This window comes from Histidinibacterium aquaticum (assembly GCF_008710275.1).
GTDB classification, from domain to species: Bacteria; Pseudomonadota; Alphaproteobacteria; order Rhodobacterales; family Rhodobacteraceae; genus Oceanicola; species Oceanicola aquaticus.
In genome coordinates, this window is sequence record NZ_VYQE01000005.1 from 211,365 (window position 1) to 224,980 (window position 13,616).

A 13,616-nucleotide genomic window follows, 5' to 3' on the forward strand; every position below is an offset into this window, starting at 1 on the left:
GGCAAGGAGACCGCCATGCCGCCCACCGATCCCGTCGCCCTCACCGCGGAACTCGTTCGCTGTCCCTCCGTCACGCCTGAAGAAGGGGGCGCGCTGAGGCTGCTGGAGTCGGTGCTCGCCGAGGCCGGGTTCGAATGCACGCGGGTCGACCGCAACGACGTGCCCAATCTCTACGCGCGTTGGGGCGGGAAGGATGCGCCGCGGCGCTTCGGGTTCAACGGCCATACCGACGTCGTCCCGGTCGGAGATGCGGCAGCCTGGACCCACGAGCCGTTTGGCGGCGAGGAGATCGACGGGGAAATCTGGGGCAGGGGCTCGGTCGACATGAAGTCGGCGGTAGCCGCCTTCGTCTCCGCCGCCGTGGATTTCGTCCACGACACCCCGCCGGAGGACGGCGCCCTCATTCTCGCGATCACCGGGGACGAGGAGGGGCTCTGCCAGGACGGCACGCTGGCGCTGCTCGACTGGATGAAGGAGACGGGCGAATCGATGTCGGTCTGCCTCGTCGGGGAGCCGACCTGCCCGGAAACCATGGGCGAGATGGTGAAGATCGGCCGCCGCGGCTCGCTCAACGCCTTTTTCACGGCCAGGGGCAAACAGGGGCATTCGGCGTACCCCCACAAGGCGCTCAACCCGCTGCCCGCGATGGCGCGGCTCATGGATCGGCTGGGCTCGCACCGGCTGGACGACGGAACCGATCACTTCGACCCCTCGACGCTGGCGATCGTGACGATCGACACCGGGAACACCGCCACGAACGTCATCCCGGCGGAGGCCCGCGCCACGGTCAACATCCGCTTCAACGACCTGCACGACGGCGCCTCCCTGATACGCTGGCTGGAAGAGGAGGCCCGCGTGGTGGGCGAGACCTTCGGGCTCGAGATCGAGGTCGCGGCGCGGGTGTCGGGCGAGGCTTTTCTGACGCCGCCCGGACCGCTGTCGGACCTCGTGGCGGGTGCGGTGGAGGCCGAGCTCGGCGTGACGCCGGAGCTGTCCACGACCGGGGGGACCTCGGATGCGCGCTTCGTCAAGGACCATTGCCCGGTGGTGGAGTTCGGTCTTGTTGGGCGCGGCATGCACGCCGTGGACGAACGGGTGCCGGTGGAGCAGGTGCACCAGCTCAAGGCCGTCTATCGCCGCGTGCTGGAGGATTACTTCGCCTGATCCGATCCCTTGCTTTCGCGATGACGGCCCCCGCCGCCCGTGCTAGGCAATCGCCATGGCTCGCATCCCTTCCAAGGAGGAGATCCTGAACTGGATCTCCGAGAACCCGACCCAGACCTCCAAACGCGACATCGCCAAGGCCTTCGGCCTCAAGGGCGCCGAGCGGATCGACCTCAAGCGCCACTTGCGCGCACTGGAGGACGAGGGGCACCTGCAAAAGAAGCGCAAGGGGTACCGCGACCCCGAGAAGCTGCCGCCCGTCTCGGTTCTTCAGGTCCTCGGCCCGGACGCGGACGGCGACCTTTATGCCAAGCCGCTGGAGTGGCACGGCGAGGGGCCGGAGCCCTCCGTGCTCGTACAGCCGCGGGAGAGCGATCCGGCGCTGGGCGAGGGCAACCGCATCCTCGCGCGCCTCACCGAAGTCGATGGAGAGGATCACGCCTACACCGCCCGGCTCATCCGCCGGATCGGCTCGAACCCGCTGCGTGTGATCGGCATCTTCCGCAAGGGCTCGGAAGGCGGGCGGATCGTTCCGGTCGAGAAGGGGTCGGACAAAGAGTGGATGGTCGCGCCGGGCGAAGACCACGGCGCCCGCGACGGGGAACTCGTCGAGGGCGAGCAGGCGGGGCCGAGATCCCGCATGGGGCTTCCCCGCGCCCGGATCGTGGGGCGGCTGGGCGACCCTTCCGCGCCGAAGGCGGTCTCGCTCATCGCAATCCACGAGCACGGCATCCCGGACCGGTTTCCCGATGCCGTGGTGGAGGAGGCCGACCGAATGAAACCCGCGGGCCTCAAGGGCCGCGAGGACCTGCGCGATCTGCCCCTCGTCACGATCGACCCCTGGGATGCCCGGGACCACGACGACGCCTGCTACGCGCACCCCGACGAGGACCCGAAGAACCCGGACGGACACGTCATCTGGGTCGCCATCGCGGACGTGGCCCATTACGTCCGCCCCGGCACCCAGCTCGACCGGGAGGCGCGCAAGCGGGGGAATTCCACCTATTTCCCGGACCGCGTCGTGCCGATGCTTCCCGACAGGCTCTCGGGCGATCTCTGCTCCCTGCACGAGGGCGTTCCCCGGGCCTGTATCGCGGTGCGGATGCGCATCGACGCGGGGGGCGAGCTGATCGATCACAGCTTCCACCGCGGCCTGATGAAGTCGCCCGCCTCCCTGACCTATGAAGAGGTGCAGGCGGCGATCGATGGCGAGCCGAACGACAAGACGGGTCCGCTTCTGGAGCCGGTCATCGAACCGCTCTACGCCGCCTATGCCGCGCTGAAGCATGCCCGCGGGACACGCCAGCCGCTCGAGCTGGATCTACCGGAGAGGCAGATCGTCATCTCGGACGAAGGCGAGGTCACCTCGGTCGATTACAAGGAACGGCTCGACGCGCACCGGCTCATCGAGGAGTTCATGGTGCTGGCCAACGTGGCGGCCGCCGAGACCTTGATCCGGAAGAAGACGCCGCTGCTGTTCCGGGTCCACGAGGAGCCCAACCCCGACAAGCTCGATGCGCTGCGGGAGACCGCGGAGGCGGCGGGGCTTCAGCTCGCCAAGGGACAGGTGCTCAAAACCGCGCACCTCAACCGGCTGCTGGGACAGGCCGCGGGCACGGAAGAGGCCGAGCTCATCAACATGGCGACGCTGCGCTCGATGACGCAGGCCTACTACAACCCGGAGAACTTCGGCCATTTCGGTCTGGCTCTGCGCAACTACGCGCATTTCACCTCGCCGATCCGGCGGTATTCCGACCTGATCGTGCACCGGGCCCTGATCACGGCGCACGGCTGGGGGAAGGACGGGCTCTCGCCGGAGGAGCTCGAAGATCTCGACGCCACGGCCAAGCACATCTCCGATACCGAGCGCAGGTCGATGGTCGCGGAGCGCGACACGACGGACCGCTACCTCGCGGCCTATCTCGCCGACCGGGTGGGCGCGCAAATCGGGGGCCGGATCTCGGGCATCGCCAAGTTCGGCGTCTTCGTGAAGCTGGACCAGACCGGGGCCGACGGGATGATCCCGATCCGCGACCTGGGTTCGGAGTTCTTTCACTATGATCCGGACAGCCAGACGCTGATGGGTGCCGACACCGGCACCGTTGTCCGGTTGGGCCAGCGGGTGACGGTGCGCATAGCGGAGGTGACGCCGGTCACGGGCGGGCTGATCCTGGAGCTGCTCGACCTGGAGGGCGAGAAGCTGCCCAAGGGGCGCGGCGGCGGGCGGCCGCGCGGCAAGCCCGGGCGCTCCGGACCCCCGAAGCGAAAGCAGGCGGCAGCCAGGAAAAAGGCCCAGAAGACCGATCGCAAGGTGAAGCGGACCCGACGCTAGGCAGTCGTCGTTCACGTCACTAGACTCATGATCGAGGCAGACCGGCAGGAGATCCGAAATGCGGTATGCGGCACTGATGGTCGCGCTGCTCCTCTGGCCGCTTCAGGTGGGCGCGCAGGGCGCGCTGGGCAATCTGGCGGAGGTAGAGGACGTGCGGGGCGAAGCGAGCGGGCCCGAGGCCTTTGACGAATGGCTGGCGGGCTTCCGCGAGAGGGCTCTTGCCGCCGGCATATCCGAGGAAACGCTGGACGAGGGACTCTCCGGGGTTTCCTACCAGCCCGAGATCATCGACCTCGACCGGAACCAGGCCGAGTTCGTCAAGCCGATCTGGACCTATCTCGACACCGCCGTCTCCGAGCTGCGGGTCGCGAACGGACGGGACGCGGTCGCTCGGCAGGCCGATTTGCTGGCGGCGATCGAAGAGGAGTACGGCGTCGACCGCCATGTCGTCGCGGCCATCTGGGGGCTCGAGAGCGCCTACGGCGTCGTGCGCGGCAGCACCGACACGCTCGCCGCCCTCGCGACGCTCTCCGCCGACTCCCGCCGCGGGGCCTTTTTCGAGGAGCAGCTTCTGGCTGGCCTGCAAATCCTTCAGTCCGGCGCCGTGGACCGCAACGAGATGCAGGGCAGCTGGGCCGGCGCGATGGGCCATACGCAGTTCATGCCGACCTCCTACCTGGAACATGCGGTCGACTGGTCCGGCGGCGGCCAGAGCGATATCTGGAACGACAATCCGGCGGACGCGCTGGCCTCCACGGCCGCATACCTCGCCAACTTCGGGTGGACCGAAGGACAGCCTTGGGGGCTGGAGGTCAGGCTTCCCGAGGACTTCGATTTCCTGCTCGCGGACCGGGAAGTCACCAAGCTGCCCTCCGAGTGGGCGGCGATCGGGATCGAGCCGGTCTCCGGCGAAACCGTCCCCGACGACCACGGTCCCGCCTCGATCCTCCTGCCCGCCGGGCACGAAGGGGCGGCCTTCATGGTGTTCGGCAACTTCGAGGTGATCGAGGCCTACAACACGGCTGACGCCTATGTCGTCGCCGTCGGACATCTCGCAAATCGGATCGCCGGAGCCGGTCCGCTGGAGGGGGAGTGGCCCCGCCATCTGCGCGGCCTCGGGGCCGAGGAACGGCTCGAACTGCAGGAGCGGCTGACGGAGGCCGGTTTCGATACCCAGGGTGTCGACGGCAAGATCGGGCCGAACACTGTGGACGCGATCCGGGCTTACCAAGTCGCGGAGGGTCTATTGCCGGACGGCTTCGCCTCGGTGCCCCTGCTCGAACGGCTGCGCTGACCTTCGGTGTGAGGTCGGGCCGCTACTCCGACAGCGGCTCGCAGCCCGCTCCCTGCATGCAGCTGACGATCCGGACGAGGGTCTCCCGCGACGGATCGGTGAAGACATCCGTCCGGCAGGCATCGATCCGAAGGGTCAGGCCCTCATCGGTCACTTCCACGAAGGACAGCGCCTGGGCGGGACTTTCGAGCGTTCCGCACCAGGGACCCGCGCAGGACGGAATGAGCGAAACCGTGCCCTCGTAGCCTTGCGTGAAACCCTCGGGCGTCAGGACGTTCCCGCTGAAGCGGGCCTGCACGGGCTCCGGCGCGGCGGGCGGCGCCTCCCCGAGCATGGCCTCCGGCATGCGGCTTTGATCGAAGGTGAACGTGCCGTTGAGGACGGCGTACTCGGTCTCGGACGCCTGAGCCTCGGCAAATCGTCGGGCCGGATCGGGGACAAGGCAGCTCAGTGCCGCCGCCTCGGTGGCCGAGACCAGGGCGGCGGTCGCGAGGAGGGTGCGGATCATATCAGTTCTCCGAATTCGTCTAGGACGCGGGCGTAGACCTCCCGCTTGAATGAGACGATCTTCGCGAGCACATCCTTGGGCGGAAGCCATTGCCATTCGGAAAATTCCGGGTGCGCCGTGGCGATGACGATCTGATCGTCCGAGCCGTCGAAGCGGGCCAGGACCCACTTCTGCGTCTGCCCCCGGAACCGCCCACCCCATCGCCGGGCCGCGATTTCGGACGGAAAGTCGTAGGACATCCAGTCCCGGCTCTCAGCTTCGATCTCGACCAGATCCCGGGTGACGCTGGTCTCCTCCTCGAGCTCGCGCAGCGCGGCTTCTCTCGGGGTTTCGTCCCCATCGATGCCCCCCTGAGGCATCTGCCAGGCGGGTTCTGTCAGGTCCGCGCGCTGTCCGACGAAGACCTGCCCCTGCCGGTTGGCGAGCAGGACACCGACGCAGGGACGGTAGGGCCTCGGGTCCTCGGCAGGCATGGGCGGTCTCCGGTCTGGGGTGTCCGGCGGAGGGTCGTCGCAGAGCGCCCGGGGGTCAAGTGAAAGGGATGCCATAAAAAAAGGGCGCCCGGTTTCCGGACGCCCCTTTCGGATCAGATGGACTTGAGCCTATTCGACCGAGGCTGCGGCCACGGCCGCGGCGGCCTGCGGGCCGAGGGCGGAGAGGCCCTTGAGGATGTCGATGGCATAGGCCAGCTGGTAATCCTCTTCGCGCAGCTGGGCGGCGGCCTCGGCGCGGGCGCGCTCTTCCTCGAGCTGCTCGATCTCCTCGTCGCTCAGGCTGTCGTTGTCCAGCGCGCCGCGCAGGTCGGCCTCGGACTGGAACCGCGGCAGGTTCGAGGGCATCTCGGTCTCGTCCTCGGACTCTTCGACCGCGGCGGTCGCCGGACGCGGCTGCTCGACGATGATGTCGGGCGAAATGCCGAGCGCCTGGATCGAGCGTCCGGAGGGCGTGTAGTAGCGCGCCGTTGTCAGCCGCATCGCGGAGTCGCCGCGCAGGGGCATGACCGTCTGGACGGAGCCCTTGCCGAAGCTTTGGGTGCCCACGACGATGGCCCGGCGGTGGTCCTGCAGCGCGCCTGCGACGATCTCCGAGGCGGAGGCCGAACCGCCATTGATCAGCACGACGATCGGCTTGCCCTCGGCCAGGTCGCCGTCACGGGCCTGGTACCGGTCGCTGTCGGTGGTCTGGCGGCCGCGCGTGGACACGATCTCGCCTTCGTCGAGGAAGGCGTCGGACACGCGGATCGCCTGGTCGAGCAGGCCACCGGGGTTGTTGCGCAGGTCGAGCACGATGCCGTTGATGTTGTCCATGCCTCCCGCTGCCTCGACCTGCTCCTCGAGGCCCTCGGCCAGGTTGGAATAGGTCTGGTCGTTGAAGGTGGAGACGCGGAGCACGACGCTGTCGCTCTCCGTCCGGGCGCGGACTGCCGTCAGCTTGATGGTGTCGCGCACCAGATTGACCTGGAGCGGTTCGGGCTCTTCCTCGCGGACGATGGTTATTGTCAGCTCGGAGCCCACCGGCCCGCGCATCATCTCGACCGCCTCGTCCAGCGTCAGACCGAGAAGGCTCTCGCCGTCCACCGCCGTGATGAAGTCACCGGCAAGCACGCCCGCGGCGTCGGCCGGGGTGCCGTCCATGGGCGCCACGACCTTCACGTAGCCTTCTTCCTGGGTCACCTCGATGCCGAGCCCGCCGAATTCGCCGCGGGTCTGGACCCGCATGTCGGCGGCGTCGTCGGGGGAGAGGTAGCTGGAGTGAGGATCAAGCGATGTGAGCATCCCGTCGATCGCGGCCTCGATGAGCTCACCCTCGTCGACCTCTTCGACGTATTGCGCGCGGATGCGCTCGAAGATGTCGCCGAACAGGTCGAGTTGCTCGTAGACGTTGGTTTCCTGCTCCTGGGCGAGCAGCGGGCCGGCGACCTGGGTGGTGACGACGGCGCCACCGAGAATGCCGGCCGCGGCCACCATCGCGAATTTCTTCATTGGGTGCTCCTCATCTCCGCAGAGAACCAGCTTGCTGGGTCTGCGGTATCCTGCCCTTCACGGACTTCCACATAAAGGGTCTCGGACCGCGGCGCATCCACGCCCTCCGCGCTTTCGCTCAAAATCGCTTGAACCTCGCCCGTTTCGCCTCCCATCAGCCCCAAGGGAGCGCCCTGCGGCACGACCTCTCCCGCCCGGCCATAGGTCTCCGAAAGCCCCGCGAAGACGAAGAGCGTGTCCGGCGCCGGCTCGACGATGACGACGTTGCCGTAGTCGAGAAGCGGGCCGGTGTAGCGAATCGTGGCGGCTGCGGGTGCGGTGACGAGGGCGCGCGGCCGTGTCGCGAGCACCCATCCGGGCCGTTCGATGCCCGCGGCATCGGTCTCGCCGTAGCGGCGGAGGATCGTGCCGTCGACGGGCAGGGGCAGCTCTCCCCTGAAGGCCGAAGCATCGGGCGGGGGCGCCTCGCCATCGGCGGCGACGGTCATCGCCAGGCCGCTCGCGAAGCCTTGGAGGGTGTCCGACGAGGCGACCAGGGCCGCCATGGACACGCGGTCCTCGACGAATCGGCGGGGCAGGTCGGTGCGTTCGCCGATGGCCTCCGAGAGCGCGGCCCGGGCCTCCTGCGCCCCGGCGAGTCCTTCTTCCAGGGTCTCCGCGGCATTCTCCTGGAGGCTCTGGAGCAGGGCCAGTTCCTCGAGCCGCGCGCGAAGCTCCTCGGCCTCCGCCTGCAGGGCCGGGGTGACATCCGAGAGGATCATCCCCGAGCGCGCGGTGCCGGTCGCCCCTGACGGGTGCAGCATGAGCAGTGGCGTGGGTGCTGCGGAGAGTGTGGAGAGCACGCCCAGAAGGCGCGAGACCTCGCCGCTCCGGGCGTCGAAGTCGAGCTCGATCTGCCGTTGCCGGATCGCCGCCTGGCGGAGCCCCTGCCGGAGGGCCGAGAGCCCGTCCTCGTAGGCCCGCACGGTTTCGGTGAGGGCGTCGACGCGGGCCTCGCCGGAGCGCGCCTCGGCCAGCATGGTCGCGGCGCTGTCGAGCCGTGCCGCCGCCGTCTGCGCGGCTTCGGCCGGGTCCTGCGCCATCGCGGGACCAGCCAGCAGAACGAGGAAGGCGAGCGTGCGGATCATCTGTCGATCAGGCTACGGCCCGTCATCTCGGGGGGCAGGTCGAGGCCCATGAGGTCGAGAAGGGTCGGGGCCAGGTCGGCGAGGATGCCGTCGTGCAGCGTCGCGCCCTCGGGGCCACCGACCACGATGACGGGCACCGGATTCAGGGTATGGGAGGTGTGAGGGCCGCCCGTCTCGGGATCGACCATCATCTCGCAATTGCCGTGGTCCGCGGTGACGATCATCGCGCCACCCACTTCCTTGAGCGCCGCGAGCGCCTCCTCCAACCCGGAATCCACCGCTTCGCAGGCGGCGATGGCGGCATCGAGGTCGCCGGTGTGACCCACCATGTCCGGGTTGGCGAAGTTGACGACGATGAGGTCGTAGCCGCCGTGGATCGCCCGGACGAGGGAGTCGGTCACCTCGGGCGCGCTCATCTCCGGCTGAAGGTCGTAGGTGGCGACGGAGGGCGACTTGGGCATGTGCCGGTCCTCACCCTCTTCCGGCGTCTCCTTGCCCCCGTTCAGGAAGAAGGTGACGTGCGGATATTTCTCGGTTTCCGCCAGCCGGAACTGCCGGAGGCCTTTCGAGGCGACCCAGGCGCCGATGGTGTTCTCGACCGGCTTCTTGGGAAAGACGCTGTCGTACCAGGCGTTGTGGTCGGTCGAGTAGTCGACCATGCCGAGCCGGGCCGCGAGCGGTGGAGGGGCGCCCCGGTCGAAGCCGTCGAACTCCGGATCGGCCATGGCGCGCAGGATCTCCCTGGCTCGGTCGGCGCGGAAGTTCAGGCAGAACAGGCCGTCGCACTCGGCCATGCCCTCGTAGCCTTCGATCACGGTGGCCGGGATGAACTCGTCGGTGATGTCCTCGCCGTAGGCCGCCTCGATCGCCGCCACCGCGTCCGGAGCGGTCGGCCCGGAGGCTTCCGCCATCGCCCGGTAGGCGGTCTCGACGCGTTCCCACCGGTTGTCGCGGTCCATGGCGTAGTACCGACCGATGACGGTTCCGATGCGCACGTCCTCGGGCAGATCCCGCAGCAGCCGCTCGGCAAAGTCGCGGGCCGAGGTCGGCGCCACGTCGCGTCCGTCGGTGATGGCATGCACGACGACCGGGAGGCTCTTGGCCGTCAGGATCTTCGCGGTCTCGATCAGGTGGGCGATGTGACCGTGGACCCCGCCGTCGGAAATGACGCCCATCAGGTGGGCCGTCCCGCCGGTCTCCTGCAGCTTCGTCACGAAGTCCCGGAAGGCGGTCTGGGTGCCGTAGCTGCCGTCCTCGAGCGCGAGGTCGATCTGTCCGAGGTCCATGGCCACGATGCGGCCCGCGCCGATGTTCGTGTGCCCGACCTCGGAATTGCCCATCTGGCCCGAGGGAAGACCGACCTCGGGTCCATGCGTCGTCAGCTGCGCGTGCGGGCATTCGGCCATGATCCGGTCGAAGGCCGGCGTCTTTGCGAGGGCGGGGGCATTGGCCTCCGTCTCCTCACGAAGTCCCCATCCGTCCAGAATGCAGAGAACCACGGGTTTCGGTGCCATTGGCTGCCCTCCGTTGTGTGCGGTCCTCCCTAGCGCCCTTCCGGTCCGGATTGAACAGGAGGGATGATCCGCGGACCGAATTACTTCGCAGCGCCCTCGAAGCCATAGATCAGGTCGGTGATCGAGGCGTGGCCGATGTGCTCGGGCCGCCGCTCGATGAGTTGGCCGCCCATCTTCTCGTAGAAGGCGCAGGCCCGGTCGTTGCCCGCGAGAACCACGGCGGTGAAAGGGCGCTCGGGCCTGACCCTCTCGAAAAGCGCCCGCCCCAGGCCTGTGCCGTGAGCCGAATGCAGGGTGTAGAGCGCGAGAAGCTCGTCGGGCCAGGCGGACAACCTCTTGTCCCGCTGCGGCCCGGACTGGGCGAAGCCGACATCGGGCGCGAACGCGACCCGCGTCGAGGCCTCTTGCAGCATCCGCCGCCATTGCGGCAGGCGAACCTCATAGTCCCGCGCATCGATCTCGCTGTCCGGAAGGAGGCCGCGGTAGGTCTCGTCCCAGCACTCGACATGCAGGCGGGCGAGCGCGGACGCGTCTTCGAGGCGGGCCTCTCTGATCTCGTGCTCGGTCATTCTTTTCCTCGGCGCGGCAGAGGGGTAAGCCTCGGCGCCATGAGTGTCGAGCAGGCTTATCAGCGTCGTGTCGAGGCGGGCGGCCTTTCGCCCGATCCGGAGCAGGAGGCCGTCCTCCCTGAATTGGAACGGATCCGGAGGGAGCTTTCGGAGCCGGTCAAGAAGCGCGGCTTCTTTCGCCGGGCCGAGCCGGAGCCGATCAAGGGGCTCTACCTTTGGGGGGGTGTCGGCCGCGGCAAGTCCATGCTGATGGACCTGCTCGTCGAGGAGGTCGAGGTTCCCTGCGAACGGCGGCACTTCCATTCCTTCATGCAGGATATCCACGCCGGCATGAACGAGGCCCGCAAGCGAGGGGTCGACGATGCGATCAAGCCGGTCGCCGAGGAAATCGCCGGCCGCCTTCGTCTCCTGGCCTTCGACGAGATGCAGATATCGGACATCGCCGACGCGATGATTGTCGGTCGCCTCTTCGAGCGGCTCTTCGAGGGCGGCGTGACGGTGGTGACGACATCGAACCGGCCACCGGAGGATCTCTACAAGGACGGGCTGAACCGGAACCTCTTCGTGCCCTTCATCGAGCTCATGCAGGAGCGCTGCACGGTTATGCAGCTCGATAGTGACCGGGACCACCGGCAGGGCAAGCTGAAAGGCACCCAGACCTACTTCAGCCCCAACGATGCCGAGGCGCGCGAGGCGTTGCGTGATGTCTGGGAGCGGCTGACGGACGGCGCCGAGGGCGAGAGGCTCTCGCTGAAGGTCAAGGGGCGCGAGGTGGAGATCCCGGCGTTCCACAATGGAGTCGCCTGGGCGCGCTTCTACGACCTCTGCGGACGGCCGCTCGGCGCTGCGGACTACCTCGCGCTGGCCGAGGCCGCGCGGGTCGTGCTGATCGAGGACATTCCTCGCCTGTCGCGGGCCAACTTCAACGAGGCGCGGCGCTTCGTGACGCTGATCGACGCCCTCTACGAAGCCAAGGTCAGGCTCTTCTGCTCCGCCGCCGCCTCGCCCGAACTGCTTTACGTCGAAGGGGAAGGGTCCTTCGAGTTCGAGCGCACGGCGAGCCGGCTCATCGAAATGCAGTCGGAGACCTGGGGCCTCAGAGAGACGGAATGATGAGCGTATCGCCCGCCTGCGGCGGACGGTCCTGGAGCGCGCGGCGGTTCGCCTCCTCGATCAGGGTCGAGAGGGATGGGTCGCCGAAGAACCGGGCCGCGATGCTGCGGGTGGTGTCGCCCGACTCGGCCACGTAGGCCAGCGGACCTGCGGTGGGCAGGCCCTCCATGGTCGGGGGCATGCTGCGCGGAAGGAGACCGGCCGCCGAGACGAGAGCCGTCCGCTCCGGCTCGTTCGCAAAGTGCGCGCCGGGTTCGGGCCTGAGAGCCCCGAGAACGATCACGCCGGCCAGCGCGGCGGTCATCAGTCCAAGGATCGAGAGTGAGGGTCTTGCGGCCGGAGCCGGATCGGTTGCCTGCGTCATGTCGAGGTATCCCCTCGGATAATGCCCCGCGTTTTTTCGGGGTCTTGCTGCTCTAGGTTGAATGTAGCGAGAAAGTCGCGATCGGTCAATTTCTTCCGAGTACCCCGAAAACAAGAGGACGGGCCGAAGCCCGCCCTCCCGCCCTGCCAAGACGGAACCCGGTCAACCGGGAATTCTTTAATCGGAAAGCGGAATTGCCGCGCTTCGGTCGAGAGTGCAGGACCCTGCGAAGCCTTGCCAGACAGGGGTCCGGCAGCACGGCGTCAATTCGGCTCTCCGGAAATGCGTCGCTGATACCCTTTAAACAAGATTTAGATGCGTGAACGATTCGGCGTCAATATCTGATCGCATCTGCCCGCGATTATCTTGCGTTCTCCCGGAGCACGTGCCCGGCCAGGTAAAGTGATCCGCAGATCAGGATGCGCGCGCCGGGGTGCGACGAGGAAATCTCTCGCAGGGCAGTTGTCAGGTCGGGCGCTTCGGAAACGCTCGCGAACCCGGCCGTTTTCGCGGCTCGTGCGGTCTCTTCCGAAGGCAGTGTCGCCGTTTCGCCCGGAATGGCGATCGCGGTGAGGCTCTCGCTCATGGTGGCGAGCGGGCGGAGGTATCCGCCGATGTCCTTGGTATTGAGCATCCCGCAGACGAGGTGCGTCGGTCTTGCCGGAAGGCGATCTAGCGTCGCCGCGAGCGCGCGTCCGGCAGCCGGATTATGTCCCCCGTCGAGCCAGAGCTCGCATCCCGGCACTGCCTCGGGCAGGGGGCCGTTCACCAGCCTTTGCATCCGGGCCGGCCATTCCGCGCGGGTCACGGCGGCCTCGCAGGCCGCTTCACCCATTCCGAGATCGCGCAGCGCGGCGAGGGCGACGCCCGCGTTCTCGATCTGGTGCGGGCCCGGAAGATTGGGCCGCGGCAAATCCAGCAGCCCGCGCTCGTCCTGGAATGTCAGCCGCCCGCGCTCTTCCATGACGTGCCAGTGCTGGCGGTAGATGCTCAGGGGAACGGAAAGACGTTCGGCCCCTCTCTCGATCACCTCCAGGGCCGGTTCCGCCTGGGGACCGACGACGCACGGAACACGCCGCTTCAGGATGCCCGCCTTCTCCCCGGCGATCTCGGGAAGCGTCTCCCCCAGGAAGGCCTGATGGTCGAGATCCACCGGCGTGATGATCGTCAGGCGGGGTGCGGCGATGACGTTGGTGGCGTCGAGGCGGCCCCCGAGCCCCACTTCCAGCAGGGTGAAATCCGCGGGCGTCTCCGCCATGGCGAGGAGCGCCGCGCAGGTCGTGATCTCGAAGTAGGTGATCGGTTCGCCGCCGTTCGCCGCTTCACAGCGGTCGAGGACCTCGGTCAGGTGATCCTCGCTGATGAGCTGTCCCGCGAGACGGATGCGCTCGTGGAAGCGGGCGAGATGCGGGGAGGTGTAGGCGTGCACCGTGTGTCCCGCGGCCTCCAGCCCGGCGCGGATCATGGCCTGGGTGGAACCTTTCCCGTTCGTGCCGGCGATGTGGATCACCGGGGGCAGCCGGTCCTGCGGATTGTCGAGAGCCTCGAGCAGGCGCCACACCCGGTCGAGCGTCAGGTCGATGACCTTGGGATGCAGGGTCATCATCCGTTCGAGGATGACGTCGGAGGTTGCGGTCATGCGGGTCTCC

At 67.9% G+C, this 13,616-nt stretch carries 12 protein-coding genes; 4 read left to right on the plus strand and 8 right to left on the minus strand.

Annotated elements, in window-relative coordinates; genetic code table 11:
• Nucleotides 1-15: 15 nt before the first annotated feature.
• The 3 genes from dapE to F3S47_RS16470 are packed head-to-tail and all read left to right on the plus strand — an operon-like array spanning nucleotide 16 to nucleotide 4,790.
• Nucleotides 16-1,164, plus strand: coding sequence for a succinyl-diaminopimelate desuccinylase (gene dapE, locus F3S47_RS16460; protein ID WP_150446389.1), 1,149 nt, complete (start codon nucleotides 16-18; stop codon nucleotides 1,162-1,164).
• 55 nt (nucleotides 1,165-1,219) lie between these two features.
• The gene (gene rnr, locus F3S47_RS16465; protein ID WP_150446390.1) at nucleotides 1,220-3,496 is read left to right on the plus strand and encodes a ribonuclease R; all 2,277 of its coding nucleotides are present in this window, start codon (nucleotides 1,220-1,222) and stop codon (nucleotides 3,494-3,496) included.
• Between the two features lie 58 nt (nucleotides 3,497-3,554).
• A complete protein-coding gene (locus tag F3S47_RS16470) occupies nucleotides 3,555-4,790 on the plus strand; it encodes a lytic murein transglycosylase (RefSeq protein WP_223877855.1) in 1,236 nt (411 codons plus the stop codon).
• A gap of 22 nt (nucleotides 4,791-4,812) precedes the next feature.
• On the opposite strand, the gene F3S47_RS16475 is transcribed toward F3S47_RS16470, so the two are convergent.
• The 6 genes from F3S47_RS16475 to F3S47_RS16500 all read right to left on the minus strand — a co-directional run bounded on the left by F3S47_RS16475 (nucleotide 4,813) and on the right by F3S47_RS16500 (nucleotide 10,490).
• Complete coding sequence (locus F3S47_RS16475; protein WP_150446391.1) at nucleotides 4,813-5,298, minus strand: hypothetical protein; 486 nt, start codon at nucleotides 5,296-5,298, stop codon at nucleotides 4,813-4,815.
• The gene (locus tag F3S47_RS16480) at nucleotides 5,295-5,771 is read right to left on the minus strand and encodes an RNA pyrophosphohydrolase (RefSeq protein WP_150446392.1); all 477 of its coding nucleotides are present in this window, start codon (nucleotides 5,769-5,771) and stop codon (nucleotides 5,295-5,297) included. The genes F3S47_RS16475 and F3S47_RS16480 overlap by 4 nt, the downstream gene beginning before the upstream one ends.
• A 129-nt stretch (nucleotides 5,772-5,900) precedes the next feature.
• Nucleotides 5,901-7,280 carry a S41 family peptidase gene (locus F3S47_RS16485; RefSeq protein ID WP_150446393.1) on the minus strand — a complete coding sequence of 460 codons (1,380 nt, stop codon included), beginning with the start codon at nucleotides 7,278-7,280 and terminating at the stop codon, nucleotides 5,901-5,903.
• Entirely contained in the window at nucleotides 7,277-8,407 is a 1,131-nt protein-coding gene (locus F3S47_RS16490) for a murein hydrolase activator EnvC family protein (RefSeq protein ID WP_150446394.1), read from the minus strand. The genes F3S47_RS16485 and F3S47_RS16490 overlap by 4 nt, the downstream gene beginning before the upstream one ends.
• Complete coding sequence (gene gpmI, locus F3S47_RS16495; protein WP_150446395.1) at nucleotides 8,404-9,921, minus strand: 2,3-bisphosphoglycerate-independent phosphoglycerate mutase; 1,518 nt, start codon at nucleotides 9,919-9,921, stop codon at nucleotides 8,404-8,406. The genes F3S47_RS16490 and gpmI overlap by 4 nt, the downstream gene beginning before the upstream one ends.
• 80 nt (nucleotides 9,922-10,001) lie before the next feature.
• Nucleotides 10,002-10,490 (minus strand): GNAT family N-acetyltransferase, encoded by a 489-nt coding sequence (locus tag F3S47_RS16500; protein ID WP_150446396.1) that lies wholly within the window; start codon nucleotides 10,488-10,490, stop codon nucleotides 10,002-10,004.
• Nucleotides 10,491-10,529: 39 nt separating this feature from the next.
• Here F3S47_RS16500 and zapE point away from each other — a divergent pair, with 39 nt between their 5' ends.
• The gene (gene zapE, locus F3S47_RS16505) at nucleotides 10,530-11,603 is read left to right on the plus strand and encodes a cell division protein ZapE (RefSeq protein WP_150446397.1); all 1,074 of its coding nucleotides are present in this window, start codon (nucleotides 10,530-10,532) and stop codon (nucleotides 11,601-11,603) included.
• Here zapE and F3S47_RS16510 read toward each other — a convergent pair.
• A complete protein-coding gene (locus tag F3S47_RS16510; RefSeq protein WP_150446398.1) occupies nucleotides 11,587-11,967 on the minus strand; it encodes a LysM peptidoglycan-binding domain-containing protein in 381 nt (126 codons plus the stop codon). The two genes, zapE and F3S47_RS16510, sit on opposite strands and share 17 nt — an antisense overlap.
• A 361-nt stretch (nucleotides 11,968-12,328) precedes the next feature.
• Nucleotides 12,329-13,606 carry a bifunctional folylpolyglutamate synthase/dihydrofolate synthase gene (locus tag F3S47_RS16515; RefSeq protein WP_150446399.1) on the minus strand — a complete coding sequence of 426 codons (1,278 nt, stop codon included), beginning with the start codon at nucleotides 13,604-13,606 and terminating at the stop codon, nucleotides 12,329-12,331.
• Nucleotides 13,607-13,616 lie beyond the last annotated feature (10 nt).

Coding starts and splice junctions, on each gene's coding strand:
- F3S47_RS16475 (WP_150446391.1), bottom strand. CDS start 5,298: ATGATCCGCACCCTCCTCGCGACCGCCGCCCTGGTCTCGGCCACCGAG.
- F3S47_RS16490 (WP_150446394.1), bottom strand. CDS start 8,407: ATGATCCGCACGCTCGCCTTCCTCGTTCTGCTGGCTGGTCCCGCGATG.
- F3S47_RS16480 (WP_150446392.1), bottom strand. CDS start 5,771: ATGCCTGCCGAGGACCCGAGGCCCTACCGTCCCTGCGTCGGTGTCCTG.
- F3S47_RS16500 (WP_150446396.1), bottom strand. CDS start 10,490: ATGACCGAGCACGAGATCAGAGAGGCCCGCCTCGAAGACGCGTCCGCG.
- rnr (WP_150446390.1), top strand. CDS start 1,220: ATGGCTCGCATCCCTTCCAAGGAGGAGATCCTGAACTGGATCTCCGAG.
- F3S47_RS16470 (WP_223877855.1), top strand. CDS start 3,555: ATGCGGTATGCGGCACTGATGGTCGCGCTGCTCCTCTGGCCGCTTCAG.
- F3S47_RS16515 (WP_150446399.1), bottom strand. CDS start 13,606: ATGACCGCAACCTCCGACGTCATCCTCGAACGGATGATGACCCTGCAT.
- gpmI (WP_150446395.1), bottom strand. CDS start 9,921: ATGGCACCGAAACCCGTGGTTCTCTGCATTCTGGACGGATGGGGACTT.
- dapE (WP_150446389.1), top strand. CDS start 16: ATGCCGCCCACCGATCCCGTCGCCCTCACCGCGGAACTCGTTCGCTGT.
- F3S47_RS16510 (WP_150446398.1), bottom strand. CDS start 11,967: ATGACGCAGGCAACCGATCCGGCTCCGGCCGCAAGACCCTCACTCTCG.
- F3S47_RS16485 (WP_150446393.1), bottom strand. CDS start 7,280: ATGAAGAAATTCGCGATGGTGGCCGCGGCCGGCATTCTCGGTGGCGCC.
- zapE (WP_150446397.1), top strand. CDS start 10,530: ATGAGTGTCGAGCAGGCTTATCAGCGTCGTGTCGAGGCGGGCGGCCTT.